Genomic DNA, 17,666 nt, shown 5'->3' with positions numbered 1-17,666 from the left:
AACATCTATTCGCGAATAATCACCCCTTTAGCAATGCTAAAAAATCTACCCTTAAAATTTCGCGTGCGCCAAGGCTTTCCAAATGGTTGTTGTGTACCTGGCAGTCGAGCACCTTATAATTTTCCTGTTCCAATTTTTTGGCAAGGGCTATAAAAGCCACTTTGCTGGCATTAGGCATTAAGGAGAACATGCTTTCGCCACAAAAAATATGGCCCAGGTCTACACCATACAAGCCTCCCACAAGTTTGCCCTCATGCCAAACTTCTACTGATTTTGCCTTGCCCATTTCGTGCAGTTTACAATAAGCTTCGGTCATATCATCGGTAATCCAGGTGCCCGGCTGGCCGTCGCGTTTTATATCGCGACAGTTGGTTATAACTTCTCTGAAAGCAGTATTAAAGGTAACGGTAAACATACCACGGTTAAGTATGTTGCGCATGCTTTTAGATATTTTAAGGTCGCAAAAAAAGAGCACCATACGTTCCGGCGGACTCCACCACAGTATAGGCTCATCATCTTCAAACCACGGAAAAATACCGTTGCTGTATGCCAGCATGAGGCGTTCGGGCGAAAGGTCGCCACCTATGGCTATTATACCTTCGGGTGAGGCATAGCTAACAGACGGGAAGAAAAGTTCGCGCGATAAAAAATACATAAGGCAAATTTAAAAATCCAAAACACAAAATCCAAATTGCAAACCGGGATATGTCATAAAAAAAGCCCCCACAAACGTGAGGGCAGTATATTTAAATTGCAAAATTTAATTTTAAATAACAAGAGTTGCATTATTGTTTAACACACCCCTAACCCCTCTTAAGAGGGGAACAGCTTCACTCATGTGAAGTTCAATCTGAAATCTAAAATCTCAATTCTGAAATTATTAGTAACGGTAGTACTCTGGTTTGTAAGGACCTTCAACTGCAACGCCTATGTAAGCAGCCTGCTCGTTGTTAAGTGTTTCCAGCTCTACACCCAGTTTAGCAAGGTGCAGGGAAGCAACTTTCTCATCAAGATGTTTAGGCAGCATATATACTTCATTAGCATAGTTTGCGCTGTTAGCCCAAAGTTCTAATTGAGCAAGTGTTTGGTTAGTAAATGAGTTACTCATTACAAAGCTTGGGTGGCCTGTAGCACAGCCAAGGTTTACAAGACGGCCTTCGGCAAGGATAAGGATATCTTTACCTGCAATAGTATATTTATCAACCTGTGGTTTAATCTCAATTTTGCTTGCACCATGGTTTTTGTTAAGCCATGCCATATCAATTTCGTTATCAAAGTGGCCTATGTTACAAACAACGGTTTTGTCTTTCATTTTCTCGAAATGGCTACCTACAACAATGTCTTTATTACCGGTAGTGGTAATAATAATATCGGCAGTGGCAATAACAGTATCAAGCCTTTTAACTTCATAACCGTCCATAGCAGCCTGTAGTGCACAAATAGGGTCTATTTCTGTTACAGTAACAATAGATCCTGCACCACGGAAAGAAGCAGCAGTACCTTTACCCACATCGCCATAACCGCATACTATAACGCGTTTACCTGCAAGCATAAGGTCGGTAGCACGGCGAACTGCATCTACAGCACTTTCTTTACAACCGTATTTGTTATCAAATTTAGATTTAGTAACACTGTCGTTCACATTAATAGCAGGAACAAGTAATGTACCGTTTTTCATTCTTTCATAAAGGCGGTGTACACCGGTAGTAGTCTCTTCGCTTAATCCTTTAATTTCGGCAACAAGCTCCGGAAAACGGTCAAACACCATATTGGTAAGGTCACCACCATCGTCAAGGATCATGTTAAGCGGCTGGCGGTCTTCGCCAAAAAACAAAGTTTGCTCAATACACCAGTCAAAGTCTTCCTCGTTAAGGCCTTTCCATGCATAAACCTGTATACCGGCAGCAGCAATAGCAGCAGCAGCATGGTCCTGCGTAGAGAAAATATTACATGAGCTCCATGTAACATCTGCACCAAGTGCAACAAGGGTTTCTATAAGTACCGCAGTTTGTATGGTCATGTGCAGGCAGCCTGCAATACGCGCACCCTTAAGCGGTTGTTGCGCACCAAACTCAGCACGAAGTGCCATAAGTCCCGGCATTTCTGCTTCAGCAAGTTGAATCTCTTTTCTTCCCCATTCCGCAAGCGAAATATCCTTTACCTTATAAGCCACAAATGGCGTTGTTGTAGTACTCATGAATATTGTATATTTGTATTAGCAAAAGTTTTTGCAAATTTAATGAATTGGTTTTAATCAAACCTTATTTAACCCTAATAAATGCCTTTATACAAATCTGTTACTATTAATGCCAATACCAGGCTCCTTGTATGGAAAAATACAGAGAGCATGGAAGAACTATCTGCTGCGGTTACGCTTAAAGATGTGTGCGTTAATAAAATGGATAAAATGAAGTCAGAATCACATCGCAAAGCCTTTTTAGGAGTGCGCATGCTTATGCAGGAAATAGGTTATACTGATTTTGACCTTTATTATAGTGCCGATGGAAAACCGCACCTTACCGATGGCAATAATATATCTATAACACATTCTTACGCTTTTTCGGCCATTATTGTAAGCAGCCAGAATATAGGCATAGATATGGAAATGCAACGCGAGAAAGTAATTACCATTGCCGAGAAATTTTTACTGCCGGAATTTGCCTATCTCGACCCTACACATTTAGAGACCTATATGCAAAACCTTATTGTAATATGGGGTGTTAAAGAGGCAGTTTACAAAATGATATCGCGCAGCGGGCTTAGCTTTAAGCAAAATATAGAGGTTCTTCCCTTTAAGATGGAAGAGGCTACGGGTAAAGCCAATGTAAAATTTGAAGAAATAGATGCCCAATACCCTTTCTTTTTTGAAGAAATTGAAGGCTTTACCCTTGTTTACTGCCTTGGCAGCTAAAAAAATGTAGTAATATTATGCAAAACATTTATGAAGTACTTTTTAGCCAGTATGCAGGCTATACTACCCTGCAAATATGGCTGGAGTTTATTGCTGTGGTTTTAGGTATAGCCAGCGTGGTTTATTCTAAAAATAACAGTATATTATTGTATCCTACAGGGTTAGCAAGCACAATAATTTATATATATTTATTGTTAGACTGGGAGTTATACGGCGACCTTCTTATTAATTTATACTACTTTTATATGAGTGTGTATGGATGGATATTGTGGGGCAAACGGTATGAAAACAGCAACGATTCTCTAAAAATAACAATAATTTCATACAAGGATTCTATAGCCTGTGCTCTTATTTTTCTTTTTTCCATTATATTTGTGTCAGGTATTTATATCTGGTTAAACAGGTTTGATAAATGGTGGGCGTATGCCGACATATTTATGACGGGGCTATTGTTTGTGGGAACATGGCTGCTTGCAAAAAGAAAACTTGAAAACTGGCTGTTCTTAATAGCCGGAGATATAATTGCCATACCGCTTTTTTACCTTAAAGGTTACACGCTTACCAGTATTTTAAATTTATTTTTAACAATAATTGCCATTTATGGCTATGTAGCATGGAAGAGAACTTTACACGTCAAAAAATCAATACTATAACAATAACTATATATGCAGAAAAAGATAGTAAAGCTACAGCGGCCTTACTAAACCTGGAGCCATTTGCGGCAGAAAAAAATAACCAGCAACTTTATTTTAAGGCTAAGGATATTGATACTGTAAATACTCCAAAATCATCTGACCTTGCCATTGTTATAGCTCCTGAAGAGAAAAAGAAAGCCAATGAATTAGCCGAGATGCTAAGAAGGCAAAATAATACACGCCTAAGGGTTACCGAGGGTACAGATAATGTTTTTGGTAAAGTATCCTGCTTAGTAAGCCAGTTAGAAAAAGCCTTATCGCTTGGCCTTTCTGTAACAGATTTTGTGCAGGTATACAACCGTAATATTCATTTAGACAAAATAGAAAAACAGCTTGATATATTCAGGAACGGGATTGCAAAAATTAACTTAGAGCGTCCTGCGGTACTTGCAGATGGGGTTGTGGGATTAAGCAAAGAAGAGGCAGCAGAGTCTGCTACTTATTTTGACAGTAAAAAGGAAAGTTATAAGCTTAAAAAGTTTGTGCCTGCATCTGGCGCTGCTACACGTATGTTTAAGTTTTTGCATGATTTTATCTCTAATTATAACCCTGAGAAAGAAACCATAAATGGATATATAAACCGTAAAAAAGACAATTCGCTTGAGGTATTTTTATTAGGGTTGGAAAAATTTCCTTTTTATGCTGAAATTGCCGCCGAAGCCGAAAAACATATTGTTTACCCTGCCGGAGATGATGAAAATGTGAGGGAAGATGCCCGTAGTTACAGTTTTATTAAAACCATGATGAGCGAGCAATTTTTTGATTATGCCAATAAACCTAAGGGTATAATACCTTTTCATTGTTATGACGAATTTAGTGCTACGCCTATATATGAGCATTTAAGGGAGAGTGTTGCCTATGCAGGTTCTCAGGGCCAGACGCACATTCATTTTACAATATCAGAAAATCATCTTAATGGTTTCCTTGATTCTATAAATGAGGTAAGAGCTAAGGTAGAAGAGGAGTCTGGCATAAAAATAAGTTTTAATTTTACCTACCAGCACCAGGAAACAGATACTCTTGCGGTAGATATGGATAATAAACCATTCAGGGACGAAAAAGGCACGTTGCTTTTTAGGCCGGGAGGCCACGGTGCGCTTATAGAAAACCTTAACCGCCTGGATGCCGATATTGTATTTGTAAAAAATATAGATAACGTAAGGCATACCAAGATGGATACCATTGCGACTTATAAAAAAGCGCTTGGTGGTATGCTTATAAAACTTCAGGAAAAAGTAAACCATTATCTGGAGCATATAGAGAACCATGAGGTAGATGAGCAGGAGCTTGACGAAATTGTAGATTTTGCGGCTATCCAGCTATCTCAGGATATATCGCCCGATTTTGATAAATTTACCTTAGAGAATAAATTTCAGTATGTTAAGGAGTGCCTTAACAGGCCTATCCGTATTTGCGGTATGGTTAAGAATGAGGGTGAGCCCGGTGGTGGCCCTTTCTGGGTTAAAGGAAAAAGGGGCAGGGTTTCTTTACAAATTGTAGAGAGCTCGCAAATAGACCTCGATAACAAAATACAAAGCCATATATTCTCACAGTCTACGCACTTTAACCCGGTAGACCTTGTGTGCGGACTTAAAGATTACAAAGGCAATAAATTTGACCTTACCGAATTTGTAGACCCTAACACCGGTTTTATTGTTTATAAAAACAGGATGGGTAAAGATGTAAAATCGTATGAATTGCCGGGATTATGGAACGGTGCCATGGCCGGATGGATAACCGTTTTTGTAGAGGTGCCGCTTAAAACCTTTAACCCGGTTAAAACGGTAAACGACCTGCTTAAACCGGCGCACCAAAAACCGTAATTATTAACTGTGGACAGGGAGAAAATTATTACAGAGCTTACCTTTAAGGCTGTGCGCAGTAGTGGTGCCGGCGGGCAAAATGTAAACAAGGTATCGAGCAAAGTGGTGCTTGGGTTTAATGTACCCACATCGCAATCGCTAAGCGATGAAGAAAAATTGCTTGCCGAAACCCGTCTTTCCAGCCGCCTTACAGATGAGGGTGTGCTTATACTGCAATGCGACGAAGACCGCAGCCAGTTGCGTAATAAAGATATTGTAATTAAACGCTTTTTCCTGGTTATGGATGCTGCCCTTAAGGTAGATAAAATAAGGAAGCCTACTAAAATACCGCGATCTGTAATTAAGAAAAGGATAGAAGGCAAACGCCGCTTATCAGATAAAAAACAAAACAGGCGAAAGCCGGATTTGTAGATTATTGGACAATTAGATTTTTAGATTCGCATAAGATATAAGCCCTGCTTTTGGCAGGGTTTCCTTTTTACTATTGCATAACATACAGTTAATTGTTTCCTATAGGTTAACGGTTGATGGCATTAAATGCACACATGCCTGAAAAGAAAAAAGGCTGCCAAATAAATGACAGCCCTCCCTCGATTTAAATTCTGAATAAAATAATTAATTAATACTTCCTATTATTGTGCCTACAGCAAAGTCAGATCCGCTGCAGCCGTTAGTGCCAAAGGTATCGCTGCCGTTGCAGGCTGCAAAGTTCCAGTACTGGCGGTCGCGGTGTAAAGGGCCTTTACCTGTTGTGCCCCAGCCCCCGTTAAAGTTAAACTCTGATTTGGCGCAGCTCATTTGTATAAGGTTGTTCCATGTACTTGCTTCATCGCTGGCATCTGCCGGGTTACGGTAATCGCCAAAGTAAGTACACGCGTAGCCTATAAAGCTTATAGTATTGCTGTTGTTGTACATGCCGTGGGCATATTTACCCACATAAGCCACAAGCCTTGTGCCGGCGGCAACGTTTCTCCAGTCTTTAGTGTACCAGCCACCGTGCTGGTAGTATGTAACCGTAACAATGCGCTGTGTAGATTTTTTAAACTGTATTACTACATGCTCCCAGTCATAATCATGGCCTCCCTGCCCTACAGAGCATGGTTCCTGTTTTTTGTAGGTAAACCAGTAATCTATAAACACCTTATCGCTATCTGTAGGATGTTGTTGCACATCATAATATGTAGGAAAGTTAAGGCTTGTAGGTGCTGTGCTGTTAGTAAGAGCCAGCTGGCCGTTACACACTATGCTTGCGGGGTTTGTGCTTGCCCATATATCCTCTACAGATGTAGGATAATCTGGTGCGGCGCGGTCAAATTTTACAAGCGGTGCAAACCTTACAGCCCATGTAGCGGCATCGCCGGTAGTAATTTTTGTAGCACTCTCTGTACAGCCGCAGTTTAAAAACGGATTTACATTTGTAGCCGCAATTCGGGAAGTAGCTGTGCTTTTTGTAACGATCTCGTCGCTATCATCCACTAACGATGAGGTAGAACATTGAACAAAAAACAGGGAGCCAAAAAGCACCAGCATAGATAAAGCATAATTTTTCATTTTGTAGTTGTTGGTTGATAATCAGTAATTAAAAATTAAATTATTTGGTTTGTAATTACAAAACGGTGTCGCGACTATGGCAAATTAAAAGTTTTAATGCAGTGCATTGTACCTTAAGTATTTTTAAATTATTACCTCTTTGTTAAGTGTTTTGTGAGGTTTCGGTAATTCAGGTTATCTAAAAATTCAATAATCTTAAATCTAATTATCCAATAATAAAAAAAAATACTACATTTGCGCCGTCTCAAAGGGGTGCCCTAAACAATCGGGCTGAGATCATACCCAAAGAACCTGGGCGGGTAATGCCGCCAAGGGAATAATGGCCAACAAGCGGAGTGCACACCGCAACTGTTGCCAAAATCATGTATAACTAACGCAAAGAATAATTGCCCCTTTTATTTGTAAAACAATTTTTACGAATGAAAAATTTATTCACTTTCTTAAAAGAATCTAAGTCGCTTAGGCCCTTAGATTCTAAGACCCTCCTGTTTTCTTTTATTGGCATTGCCGCTTATGCACAGCAGCCTGCAACGCAGGATACCGTAAATAAGCTTGACGAAGTACTGGTGCAGGCCGTGCGTGTAAACAACAACACACCGGTAACCTTTAGCAACATTGGCAAAGAAGAAATTGCCAAACGCAATTTAGGGCAGGACATTCCTATTTTACTTAACTTTTTACCATCTGTAGTAACCACTACCGATGCCGGTAACGGTATAGGCTACACAGGCATACGTGTGCGTGGGTCAGATGCGAGCCGCGTAAACGTTACACTTAACGGTATCCCGCTTAATGATGCCGAATCTCAGGGAACTTTTTGGGTTAACATGGGCGATTTTGCATCCTCTGTAGAAAATATCCAGCTGCAGCGCGGGGTAGGAACCTCTACAAATGGTGCCGGGGCTTTTGGCGCCAGCCTTAACCTGCTTACAGATGCTTACAAAAAAGAATCGAGCGGAGAGATATCTAACTCTTTTGGCAGTTATGCATCGCGCAAACATACTGTGAAGTTTAGCACCGGGCTTTTAAACAACAACTTTGAGCTTGCAGGCCGCGTGTCTAATATAGCTTCAGATGGGTATATAGACAGGGCAGCATCTAACCTTAGGTCGTACTTTTTACAGGGAACTTATGTAGGTAAAACCACGCTTATTAAGGCAATGGCTTTTGGCGGAACCGAAAAAACGTACCAGGCATGGAACGGTATAGATACCCAAACTCTAAATACTAACAGACGATTCAATACATCCGGCGTGTATTATGATGATGAGGGTAATATTCATTATTATAAAAATGAAACCGATAATTACCAGCAGGACCATTACCAGCTGCATTGGAATGAAAGGCTAAGCGATGCCTGGAGCACTAACATTGCTGCACATTACACTAAAGGTAAAGGATATTATGAAAATTACCGCGATGACACCCCGGTTAGCAAGTTTCCCGGTATAATTGCCACAAAAGAAATTGATTATTATGGCGAGCTTACCCCGGTATCTGATCTTATAACGCGCAAATGGCTGGATAACGATTTTTATGGTACTACATTTTCTACGAATTATAAAGAAGGCAAAGTTAACGCAACGCTGGGCGGTGCCTGGAATAAATATACAGGAGCGCACTTTGGCGAAGTAATATGGGCGCAAAATTCGGGTAACGTGCGCCCTAACGACCGTTACTATGATAATGATGCCACCAAGACCGACTTTAATATTTTTGCCAAGGCTAATTACCAGTTAACAAACAGCCTGAGCCTTTTTGGCGATATGCAGTACCGTACCGTGCATTATAATGCCGATGATGTTTTAGAAAGTAACAGCAGCCCGAAACCCGTAGATGATACCTTTAACTTTTTTAACCCTAAAGCGGGCCTTACGTATACCGTAAATACTAATAACAGTATTTACTTTTCGTATGCACGGGCTAACAAAGAGCCACGCCGTACCGATTATGAAGACAATAACCCTAAGCCGGAAAGCCTGAACGATTTTGAGCTGGGCTGGAGGTTTAAACAGGGCAGGACAACACTAAACGTAAACGGTTATTACATGCGTTATAAAGACCAACTGGTTTTAACGGGCGACCTTAACGATGTGGGCTCGGCAATATATGCTAACAGTGGCGATAGCTATAGGGCAGGTATAGAGGCAGATGCTACCATATATGTAACAAATTCTTTTGTTATACGACCTAATATTGCGGTAAGCAGCAGCAAGAACATCGATTTTTATAATGAAATCGAAACGGGTACACAAAACTTAGGCAATACTTCTATTGCATATTCGCCTAATGTTATTGCAGGTAACCAGTTAATAGTACTTCCGTTTAAAGATTTGCAGGTGGCATTGCTTTCTAAATATGTAGGCGAGCAATATATGGATAACCTTGAGATGGGTAACGATAAGCTAAAGAGCTATTTTGTAAACGACCTTAATATTACGTATGAACTTAAAAAATTGCCGGTATTTAAATCGATAGTTTTTACGGGATTAGTAAATAATATTTTTGATACTAAGTATGTATCAAACGGTACCATGTATGGCGGGCCGGATCCTTATTATTTTCCGCAGGCAGGTATTAACTTTCTTGTAGGGGCTACCCTTAAATTTTAATATAGTTAGTTTTTCTAATTGGGTCCTGCCGCGTTATTGTGGCAGGACCTTTTATGTAATACCATTTTTAGAAATATTATAGTGCAATGTGTTGAAGAATGTCACGCAAAGACGCAGAAGCGCAAAGTGAGAATGAATATGCAGGTGTACCCCTGGAAAGGAATACTGATTTAAGATATAAACTTTACGTCTCTGCGCCTTTGCGTGACAAAAATATTTGGACTATCAGATGTTTAAATTTTTATATAACTCCGGGTTCTCGGCAAATTGCTTTACCACGCGGTTACGTTCAGTTAATAGGGCTGTCATATATTTTTCAAGAAAAAGCACATCGGCAATGTGGCCTAATACACCTAACGGGCTTTTGTAGCTAAAAACATCGGTCATTATTACAACATCGTTTTCCTCTTTAAAAATGTGTTCGTGCTTAAAGCTTTTAAAAGGGCCTGCAACCATTTCATCGGTAAAATAATAAGGAAAGTTATATGCCGTAATTTTGCTTGTTAACTTTTGTGTAATACCCAAATGTTTAGCCCGCCAGGTTACACTTTCACCCATGCTTATAAGTCCGCTTGTAACACCGGCAATAGCTTCTTCGTTAGTTTGTGCAGTAGATATTTTATGAAGGTCTATGCTACGGGACAGGTTAAACACCACATCAATAGGTGCCTTGATAGTTGTGACCAATTTTATTACAGGCATATTAATTATACACCCTTATGTTGGTGCTGTTTAATACCTGAACACGGTATGCTTTAAGGCCAAACCTTGCCGGGGTGGTAGGCGACCCGTCAAAAAGGCTGTACTCTATATCATCGCAGGTACACTTCGTAAGGATGCCGTTTCGCTGTAATACAGAACAGGTGCTAATTTCATGATTGGGGCATGTATTCTCGAAAGCTACGTATCCGCTTCCGGTGTACATTACAATAATGCCATTAATACCGGCACCGGCAGCAGTAATTACTACAGGGTTAGTAGGGTACCGAAGGTTATCATACGTTGGGAAACTAATATCTATTGGGAAATCAAAATTATAGTTGGGCAAATAAGGATTGTTATTGCGCACTTCTTCTTTACTGCAGCATAAAAGAAACGGAAGGGCTAAAAGGAGAGTCAGATATTTTTTCATGGCGGTTAAATTTTTACCTAAAAATTATGAAACAAATTTAATTTAATTAACTTTGGTATGTGCAAAAGCACTATTAAAAATTGATTTAACAAAAACATGTATCTTTGCATACAAAGAAATCCCGTCCTGATGGGATTTTTTCTATTTATATAAACGATGAAGTTATGAGTACAGTATCTTACTACACAGCAGAAGGGTTAAAAAAATTAAGGGATGAGCTGGATCAGCTAAAGAGTATAGAACGCCCTAAAGCCAGCCAGGCTATTGCAGAAGCAAGGGATAAGGGAGATCTTAGTGAAAATGCAGAATATGATGCAGCTAAGGAAGCACAAGGCCTTTTAGAGTTAAAAATATCTAAGATGGAAGAGGTAGTATCTAACGCGCGCCTTATAGATGAGTCGCAATTAGATACCTCTAAAGCACTGGTACTCTCTACTGTAAAAATAAAAAACCAGGCAAACGGTATGGAAATGACCTATACGCTTGTTGCCGAAAGCGAAGCCGACCTTAAAACAGGTAAAATATCGGTTACATCGCCTATAGGTAAAGGTTTGTTAGGTAAATCTGTTGGGGAGATTGCCGAAATTAATGTGCCTAACGGTGTGCTTAAATTTGAGGTTTTAGAACTTTCGAGGGCATAATTTTAATCAATTTTTTATGAGCACTATCTTCACAAAAATTATAAACGGCGAAATACCAGCTTACAAAATAACCGAAGACGACAATTTTCTGGCGTTTTTAGATGTAAACCCTAATGCTAAGGGGCATACGCTTTGCATACCCAAGCAGGAAATAAACAAACTGTTTGATATGCCCGAAGACCAATATCTTGCGCTTATGCAGTTTTCGCGTAAAGTGGCTATTGGATTAGAAAAAACCGTGCCCTGCAAAAGGGTAGGTGTTGCCGTTGTAGGGCTGGAAGTGCCGCACGCACACGTACATCTTATTCCACTTAACGATATGGACGAGATGAGGTTTGTAAACAAGGTAAAGCTTGAAAAAGGAGAGTTTGAAGAGCTGGCAAAAGCAATAGCTGCTAATTTATAAAATATAAAAAAGCCGGAATTTACTTCCGGCTTTTTTATACATTAAATTATTGTAAGGATGTTAAAATCACTAACTATAGGTATTGTATATCGTTTGCGGTTAGTATACTTTTGGCTGGAATTTAAGAACATCAACAAAAATGTATTTACAATTAAAGAAACTGATTATACCTGCCTGTGTGCTATTGTGTAATTTGCTAAACGCCCAGACAAACTTTTGTGCTTCGGACGAAGTAAACCGTAAATACCTTTTAGAGCATCCGGACGTTGCTGCTAAAATAAATGATTTTAATAAGCAACTGTCTGAAGATATTAAAAGTGGTAACACTGCCGTGCAAAGAAGTCTTGTTAATGGCATTTATGAAATTCCTGTAGTTGTGCATGTATTTCATAACGGTGAAGAAGAGGGTACTTTAAATAACCCATCGGACGGACAAATTCAGGACTGGATAAATTTTACTAATGATATATATGCGTCTACAGTTAATGGCTTTAGTGATAGTGCTGTAATACCTGTGCGTTTAGTACTTGCACAAAGAGACGCTAATTGTAATGCTACTAATGGTATTACCAGAGTAAATGGTTCCGGCATTGCAGGGTATCAGCAATACGGCCTGCAGCGTGAGTTAACCGAAGGTGCTACACAAGATCAGTTAAGGGCATACAGGAGATGGAACCCTGAATATTTTTATAACATTTATATTGTAAATACTATAGACAATGGCAGCCCTACCGATGGCTTTGCTTATTATGCGGGTACATCACTTAGTATAGACGGTGCATATATAGCGGTTAGGAGTGTAAATACACAAAGCATTACAGCTGCACATGAGATAGGCCATGCTTTAGGATTACGCCACGTTTTTGATGGATCAGATGCGCAGGGCGGTGAATGCCCTGTTAACGATGATTGTACATTAGATAATGACCTGGTTTGCGATACAGCTGCTATTGGCAGTATGCTTAATACATATCCTGCGCCTACCTCAAATGACATTAATGAATGCTCTGGTACAAACTATAATGGAGAACAAAATAACATAATGAATTATGGGTATGTGTTAAATAAGTTTACCACTGGACAGTCAGAACGGGCTATCGCTCAATTATTAAGATTTAGAGGGTCCTTAATTAATTCTAAAGGAGGTTTAGCGCTCGATGACAGCATTGCGCCTGTAAGCCCTATAGAGGCGTGCATCCCTTTTTATCCAGGAGAGTTAGAAGATGATTATGGTGTTGGGCCACGCTCAGTACACTATGGGTCAATTAGTAATGATACGGGTGCAAGAACAGTAAGCCAGAATAATTTTTATATAGATTACAATTATTATTCTTGTATTTCATATAATATATCGACGATTATTCCTAATACCGCGGCAACATTGCTGTCTGTAGGTATTGGTACTAATGCGCAAAATATAAAAGTCTACATCGATTTTAATAATAATGGTGTGTTTAATGAAGGTAATGAGCTGGTAATGAATGTGAGCAATCAGCCTGCTTATTCTATTGCAGAGCAATATGTTACCCCGATAAGAAGTGCTGTGTTAAATGTCCCTTTGCGTATGAGAGTAATTTCAGACTTTTTTTTCGCTATAAATTCGTGTAATCCACCTTTATACGGGCAAATAGAAGATTATGCGGTGACATTTACAAATAACTTATCTGTAAATAACCCCATTTACAATGCAGATGTTTCGATATATCCTAACCCTTTTGAAGATAATTTTCAGGTAAAATCTGCAAATGATATTATTCACAATATTAAGGCATATGATCTTAATGGCAGGTTAGTGTTTAACAATGACTTTAATACCAGCGAGGTACAGGTTAACATGAATAGCCTTGCTGCCGGTATATATATGGTTAAAGCCACTACAGATAATGGTACATTTACTAAAAAGGTTATAAAGAAATAAGCACATTTTACAGATAAAAAAGCGTGATAATCACTTTCCCGCTTTTTTTATGCCCTTTTAAAACTGGCCTGCATGGTAGTGCCCTTGCCAATTTCTGATGTTAAAACCTTTATTTTGCCCTTGTGGTATTCTTCTACAATACGGCGGGTAAGCGAGAGGCCAAGGCCCCAACCGCGTTTTTTTGTGGTAAAGCCGGGCTCAAATACTTTACGGAATTGGGCTTTAGGGATTCCCTTACCACTATCTGAAACCTTTATGCGCACTATGTTTTCTCTCTCTTCTATAACCACATCAAGCTTACCTTTGCCTTTCATGGCGTCTATGGCGTTTTTTACAAGGTTTTCTATGGTCCAGCTGTGCAGCTCGGGGTTAAGCATAATGGGTATGACATGGGTGGGGGCGGTAAAGCTAAACTCTACCTGTTTAGAAGCCCTCGATTTTAAATATTCAAACGAACGCTCGGTTTCGGCCACGATATCCCTTTCTTCCAGCACCGGTTCAGATCCTATTTTAGAGAAGCGTTCGGCAATGGTTTGCAGGCGCATAACATCTTTTTCAACCTCGGCAATCGTTACGGGGTCTACGTCGTCTACCCGCATAATTTCTATCCACCCCAATAAAGACGATAGTGGTGTGCCTATCTGGTGTGCGGTTTCCTTAGCCATACCTGCCCAGAGCCTGTTTTGCGCACCCATTTTTGTAGCGCGGTAAAAGTTATATATAACGGTGCCAAAGAGCAGTATAACAAGTGCCAGTGCTATAGGGTAATACTTTAAAACATTAAGAAGGGTAGAGTTACCGTAATAAACATACTGAAACTCGCCCGGTAAATATTCAATAGCAATGCGGTTATTTGCCACTTCCAGCTCTTTTAGCATTTTGTATGCCTTAATAGAGTCTTTTACAACATCGTCCTTTATTATATCCTCGTCTATATTTCTTCCTTTCTTTATAACTCCTTCAGAATCTGTTAATATAAGAGGGATAGTGTTATTATTATTAATGATCTGGCTAAGGGTTACCCATACTTTTTCATCGCTGCCCATTGCTTCTGTGGCATTGGCCCAAAGCTCCATTTTGTTACGCTCCTCAGTCTTAAAAATCTGGAAAAGGTAGTACGTGTTCCAAACAATAAATATTACAATAGAGAAAGAGATTGCTATAAGTACTGTACGGGTAAATGCCCTTTTATCTGTAATTTGCATGCACTATAATTTGAGGCTTAAAGATACTAAAGTTTATAATAACAACATGTGGCTATAGTAACGCAGCAGCGACGGTACTTATTGGCTCTTTAAAAGTTAAAAATGTAAAGCGTTTTATACTGTAATTAAACCTGATAGCTTATTTATTAACAACCTCGTTAAAATGTATTGCTGCATAAAGTATAAAAGTATCTTTGTACTCCTAAACCAGCACATGCATGCTTACTATAGACCCTAAAGAACTTACCACACCACAACTGCATGGCTACCTGCAAAGTGCCGTAGGCCCGCGCCCTATAGCCTTAGCAAGTACTATAGATGCTAATGGAGTGCCTAACCTCTCGCCGTTTAGTTTTTTTAACCTGTTTAGCAGTAACCCGCCCATACTTATTTTTTCGCCTTCGCGAAGGGTACGCGATAATACGGTAAAACACACCCTGCTAAATGCCGACCTTAACCGCGAGGTGGTTATAAATGTGGTAAATTATAACATGGTACAGCAAACATCGTTAAGCAGTACAGAGTATGGCTTAGGGGTAAACGAGTTTGAAAAGGCCGGTTTTACCATGCAGCCCAGCGATATTGTAAAACCCTTCAGGGTAAAGGAAGCGCCGGTACAGTTTGAGTGCCGCGTTAACGATATTATTCCGCTTGGGGCAGAGGGCGGTGCCGGAAACCTTGTGCTGTGCGAAGTGCTTAAAATGCATATTGATGAAAGTGTGCTGGATGCAAACGGAAATATAGACCAGCATAAAATAGACCTGGTATCGAGGCTTGGCGGCAACTGGTATTCACGATCGGCAGACGGGTTATTTGAGGTTGAAAAACCTTTAACCACATTAGGCGTTGGGGTAGATGCTATACCTAAATTTGTAAAGGAAAGCAAGATATTTAACGGTAACGACCTTGGCAAACTTGGTAACACGCAAACGTTGCCTACTACCGAAGAAATTGATATATTTGTAAAACAGAGTTTTGAGGTGAAAGGTGTTTTAAGCGCTGATGACGAAGATATAAAACTACAAAAAGCCAAAGAATATCTTGATGCTAACCGTGTAAACGATGCATGGAAGATATTGCTGGCAAAGAAAGATTTTAAATAAAAGTGTAAACGATCGCTGCCACTAACCGGCAGAAAATATAAATAAAGATACGATTATGGAAGTTTCAGGAAGAATTAAGATGATTGACGAAACCAAAGCTTTTGGTGCTAATGGTTTTAGAAAGAGAGAATTGGTAGTTACTACCGATGAGCAGTACCCACAACACATTATGATAGAGTTTACCCAGGACAAATGCGACCTGCTAAACAACTACGGTGTGGGCGAGCCTGTTAAAGTTTCCATAAACCTTAGAGGCAGGGAGTGGGTTAACCCACAAGGCGAAACAAAATACTTTAACTCTATACAGGGGTGGAGAATAGAGAAAGCCGGAGATGCACCACAACAGGGCTATCAGCAGCAGGCTCCTCAGGGTTACCAGCAACAGCCTCAGGGCGGTGGTTACCAGCAGCAGCCACAAGCGCCACAGGCACGCGATGCTTTTGAGCCGGCTACAAACTATAAAGAAGAAGAGCACGACGATCTTCCTTTCTAAGAAATTTCAGATTTAAGAGTGATGATTTCAGATTTGCAATGCAGTGTGAAATCTCAAAAAATATATTCCCGTGGGCTTAGGCTTTACGGGATTTTTTGTTTCTAATATTTAACAGTATAAAAATTCAGGAAAAATAAATTTGTCTTATATTTACAGACAAATGTCTAAAAGGTAAATATTATGAAAACCCTTAAACGCAATATAAGGCAGGAGCTTGATAAAGAAATATCTAATGTTATTAAACATTCTGGTATTAATAACTATCATGTGCCTGCAACGGGAGTAACTTATTCTGATTTTTTGAATAATAAATTATTAATGATACAGGTTATCCGTGAGGGTGTGCCTTACTCATTGTTTTCGCTTATCCAGACTTTTACCCCGTTTAGCGAAGAGAACTGGTCCCATTTTTTAGATATATCTACTAAAACGCTGCAACGCTATAAAGTAGGTCCTAAAAATTTTAAACCCATTCATTCTGAGAAGATTATAGAAATGGCAGAGGTTACAAATGTGGGGCTGGATGTTTTTGGCGATATGGAAAAATTTAAGCTTTGGCTTGATACCCCAAGTTTTGCCCTGGGCAGTATTAAACCTATGGAGCTGCTTATGGATTCTTACGGTAAGGAAATGGTGATAAGTGAGTTAACCCGGATAAATTACGGTATTTTAGTTTAATGGAGGCCTACAGGTTATCAAGAGAAAAATTTGCTGACGTACTATCTGGTAAAGGTGCTGCACTTAAGGGCGCACGATGGAATTCTATAGGGGTAGAGCTTATTTATACGGCTACAAACAGGTCGCTTGCCATGGCAGAAGTTGCTGTTCACCTGTCAATTGCTACGTTGCCATCTGATTATGTTATCATGCAATTGCATATCCCTGATGATGTTTCACTGCAAAAAATTAATACAACTGCACTCCCGCTTAATTGGAATACTTTTCCGCACCCCGTAGAGACGCAGGCAATAGGCGATGCATTTATTTATGAGAATGAATACTGTGTGCTGCAAATACCATCGGCCGTAACGCAGGGGGATTTTAATTTACTGATAAACCCTAACCATGCCGACTTTAAGCGCATAAAAATTATAAGCACAGAAAGGTTTACCTTCGACCAGAGGATGTTTAGGTAATAAGAGATAGTTTTTTGATTATATTTGAAATAAAAAAAGA

The 17,666-nt window shown here is 39.7% G+C and carries 18 protein-coding genes; 12 read left to right on the top strand and 6 right to left on the bottom strand.

The genetic code is table 11. The features are described from left to right. Window positions 1-19 precede the first annotated feature (19 nt). Window positions 20-655: a leucyl/phenylalanyl-tRNA--protein transferase gene (aat, locus tag F565_RS0118795; RefSeq protein WP_020214792.1), complete on the bottom strand. Its 636-nt coding sequence runs from the start codon at window positions 653-655 to the stop codon at window positions 20-22. Window positions 656-880: 225 nt separating this feature from the next. Beyond that, the gene (gene ahcY / locus F565_RS0118790) at window positions 881-2,197 is read right to left on the bottom strand and encodes an adenosylhomocysteinase (protein ID WP_020214791.1); all 1,317 of its coding nucleotides are present in this window, start codon (window positions 2,195-2,197) and stop codon (window positions 881-883) included. Between the two features lie 81 nt (window positions 2,198-2,278). On the opposite strand from ahcY, the gene F565_RS0118785 reads away from it, so the two are divergent. From F565_RS0118785 to arfB, 4 genes are read left to right on the top strand one after another with little or no spacing between them, the layout of a single operon-like run. Beyond that, window positions 2,279-2,911 (top strand): 4'-phosphopantetheinyl transferase family protein, encoded by a 633-nt coding sequence (locus F565_RS0118785; protein ID WP_020214790.1) that lies wholly within the window; start codon window positions 2,279-2,281, stop codon window positions 2,909-2,911. A gap of 17 nt (window positions 2,912-2,928) precedes the next feature. Beyond that, entirely contained in the window at window positions 2,929-3,564 is a 636-nt protein-coding gene (gene pnuC / locus F565_RS0118780) for a nicotinamide riboside transporter PnuC (RefSeq protein ID WP_020214789.1), read from the top strand. Beyond that, window positions 3,525-5,429, top strand: coding sequence for a DUF4301 family protein (locus F565_RS0118775; protein WP_020214788.1), 1,905 nt, complete (start codon window positions 3,525-3,527; stop codon window positions 5,427-5,429). Before pnuC ends, F565_RS0118775 begins: the two co-directional genes overlap by 40 nt. A 9-nt stretch (window positions 5,430-5,438) precedes the next feature. Continuing rightward, complete coding sequence (gene arfB, locus F565_RS0118770; protein WP_020214787.1) at window positions 5,439-5,840, top strand: alternative ribosome rescue aminoacyl-tRNA hydrolase ArfB; 402 nt, start codon at window positions 5,439-5,441, stop codon at window positions 5,838-5,840. A 204-nt stretch (window positions 5,841-6,044) separates the two neighbouring features. Here the strand turns inward: arfB and F565_RS0118765 are convergent, their stop codons facing one another. Beyond that, window positions 6,045-6,980 (bottom strand): NPP1 family protein, encoded by a 936-nt coding sequence (locus F565_RS0118765; protein WP_020214786.1) that lies wholly within the window; start codon window positions 6,978-6,980, stop codon window positions 6,045-6,047. A 419-nt stretch (window positions 6,981-7,399) separates the two neighbouring features. Between F565_RS0118765 and F565_RS0118760 the strand changes: the two genes are divergently transcribed. Next, window positions 7,400-9,592, top strand: a complete 2,193-nt coding sequence (locus F565_RS0118760; protein WP_020214785.1) for a TonB-dependent receptor — start codon at window positions 7,400-7,402, stop codon at window positions 9,590-9,592. Window positions 9,593-9,817: 225 nt separating this feature from the next. Here the strand turns inward: F565_RS0118760 and F565_RS0118755 are convergent, their stop codons facing one another. Next, a complete protein-coding gene (locus F565_RS0118755) occupies window positions 9,818-10,294 on the bottom strand; it encodes an SRPBCC family protein (protein ID WP_020214784.1) in 477 nt (158 codons plus the stop codon). 1 nt (window position 10,295) lies between these two features. After that, on the bottom strand, window positions 10,296-10,724 hold the full coding sequence (locus tag F565_RS0118750) for a Rieske (2Fe-2S) protein (protein ID WP_020214783.1): 429 nt from the start codon (window positions 10,722-10,724) through the stop codon (window positions 10,296-10,298). 164 nt (window positions 10,725-10,888) lie between these two features. Between F565_RS0118750 and greA the strand changes: the two genes are divergently transcribed. The 3 genes from greA to F565_RS0118735 all read left to right on the top strand — a co-directional run bounded on the left by greA (window position 10,889) and on the right by F565_RS0118735 (window position 13,689). Continuing rightward, the gene (greA, locus tag F565_RS0118745; RefSeq protein WP_020214782.1) at window positions 10,889-11,365 is read left to right on the top strand and encodes a transcription elongation factor GreA; all 477 of its coding nucleotides are present in this window, start codon (window positions 10,889-10,891) and stop codon (window positions 11,363-11,365) included. Window positions 11,366-11,381: 16 nt separating this feature from the next. Next, window positions 11,382-11,771, top strand: coding sequence for an HIT family protein (locus F565_RS0118740; RefSeq protein ID WP_020214781.1), 390 nt, complete (start codon window positions 11,382-11,384; stop codon window positions 11,769-11,771). Window positions 11,772-11,910: 139 nt separating this feature from the next. Then, entirely contained in the window at window positions 11,911-13,689 is a 1,779-nt protein-coding gene (locus tag F565_RS0118735; protein ID WP_020214780.1) for a zinc-dependent metalloprotease, read from the top strand. A gap of 47 nt (window positions 13,690-13,736) precedes the next feature. Here the strand turns inward: F565_RS0118735 and F565_RS0118730 are convergent, their stop codons facing one another. After that, entirely contained in the window at window positions 13,737-14,894 is a 1,158-nt protein-coding gene (locus F565_RS0118730) for a sensor histidine kinase (protein WP_020214779.1), read from the bottom strand. 218 nt (window positions 14,895-15,112) lie between these two features. On the opposite strand from F565_RS0118730, the gene F565_RS0118725 reads away from it, so the two are divergent. From F565_RS0118725 to F565_RS0118710, 4 genes are all read left to right on the top strand, one after another. Then, complete coding sequence (locus F565_RS0118725; RefSeq protein ID WP_020214778.1) at window positions 15,113-15,997, top strand: flavin reductase family protein; 885 nt, start codon at window positions 15,113-15,115, stop codon at window positions 15,995-15,997. A gap of 55 nt (window positions 15,998-16,052) precedes the next feature. Beyond that, window positions 16,053-16,490, top strand: coding sequence for a DUF3127 domain-containing protein (locus F565_RS0118720; protein ID WP_020214777.1), 438 nt, complete (start codon window positions 16,053-16,055; stop codon window positions 16,488-16,490). Window positions 16,491-16,670: 180 nt separating this feature from the next. Beyond that, window positions 16,671-17,168, top strand: coding sequence for a type II RES/Xre toxin-antitoxin system antitoxin (gene parS / locus F565_RS0118715; RefSeq protein WP_020214776.1), 498 nt, complete (start codon window positions 16,671-16,673; stop codon window positions 17,166-17,168). Beyond that, window positions 17,168-17,626 (top strand): RES family NAD+ phosphorylase, encoded by a 459-nt coding sequence (locus F565_RS0118710; protein WP_020214775.1) that lies wholly within the window; start codon window positions 17,168-17,170, stop codon window positions 17,624-17,626. The genes parS and F565_RS0118710 overlap by 1 nt, the downstream gene beginning before the upstream one ends. Window positions 17,627-17,666 lie beyond the last annotated feature (40 nt).

The sequence above is a fragment of the Flavobacterium rivuli WB 3.3-2 = DSM 21788 genome (genome assembly GCF_000378485.1).
In the GTDB taxonomy this organism is placed as follows: domain Bacteria; phylum Bacteroidota; class Bacteroidia; order Flavobacteriales; family Flavobacteriaceae; genus Flavobacterium; species Flavobacterium rivuli.
The sequence above is the reverse complement of the archived record's forward strand: the minus strand, read 5'-3'. Positions and strand labels throughout refer to the sequence as shown.

Coding starts and splice junctions, on each gene's coding strand:
- F565_RS0118760 (WP_020214785.1), top strand. CDS start 7,400: ATGAAAAATTTATTCACTTTCTTAAAAGAATCTAAGTCGCTTAGGCCC.
- F565_RS0118725 (WP_020214778.1), top strand. CDS start 15,113: ATGCTTACTATAGACCCTAAAGAACTTACCACACCACAACTGCATGGC.
- aat (WP_020214792.1), bottom strand. CDS start 655: ATGTATTTTTTATCGCGCGAACTTTTCTTCCCGTCTGTTAGCTATGCC.
- F565_RS0118720 (WP_020214777.1), top strand. CDS start 16,053: ATGGAAGTTTCAGGAAGAATTAAGATGATTGACGAAACCAAAGCTTTT.
- F565_RS0118730 (WP_020214779.1), bottom strand. CDS start 14,894: ATGCAAATTACAGATAAAAGGGCATTTACCCGTACAGTACTTATAGCA.
- F565_RS0118710 (WP_020214775.1), top strand. CDS start 17,168: ATGGAGGCCTACAGGTTATCAAGAGAAAAATTTGCTGACGTACTATCT.
- F565_RS0118740 (WP_020214781.1), top strand. CDS start 11,382: ATGAGCACTATCTTCACAAAAATTATAAACGGCGAAATACCAGCTTAC.
- ahcY (WP_020214791.1), bottom strand. CDS start 2,197: ATGAGTACTACAACAACGCCATTTGTGGCTTATAAGGTAAAGGATATT.
- F565_RS0118755 (WP_020214784.1), bottom strand. CDS start 10,294: ATGCCTGTAATAAAATTGGTCACAACTATCAAGGCACCTATTGATGTG.
- pnuC (WP_020214789.1), top strand. CDS start 2,929: ATGCAAAACATTTATGAAGTACTTTTTAGCCAGTATGCAGGCTATACT.
- F565_RS0118735 (WP_020214780.1), top strand. CDS start 11,911: ATGTATTTACAATTAAAGAAACTGATTATACCTGCCTGTGTGCTATTG.
- greA (WP_020214782.1), top strand. CDS start 10,889: ATGAGTACAGTATCTTACTACACAGCAGAAGGGTTAAAAAAATTAAGG.
- parS (WP_020214776.1), top strand. CDS start 16,671: ATGAAAACCCTTAAACGCAATATAAGGCAGGAGCTTGATAAAGAAATA.
- F565_RS0118785 (WP_020214790.1), top strand. CDS start 2,279: ATGCCTTTATACAAATCTGTTACTATTAATGCCAATACCAGGCTCCTT.
- F565_RS0118765 (WP_020214786.1), bottom strand. CDS start 6,980: ATGAAAAATTATGCTTTATCTATGCTGGTGCTTTTTGGCTCCCTGTTT.
- F565_RS0118775 (WP_020214788.1), top strand. CDS start 3,525: ATGGAAGAGAACTTTACACGTCAAAAAATCAATACTATAACAATAACT.
- F565_RS0118750 (WP_020214783.1), bottom strand. CDS start 10,724: ATGAAAAAATATCTGACTCTCCTTTTAGCCCTTCCGTTTCTTTTATGC.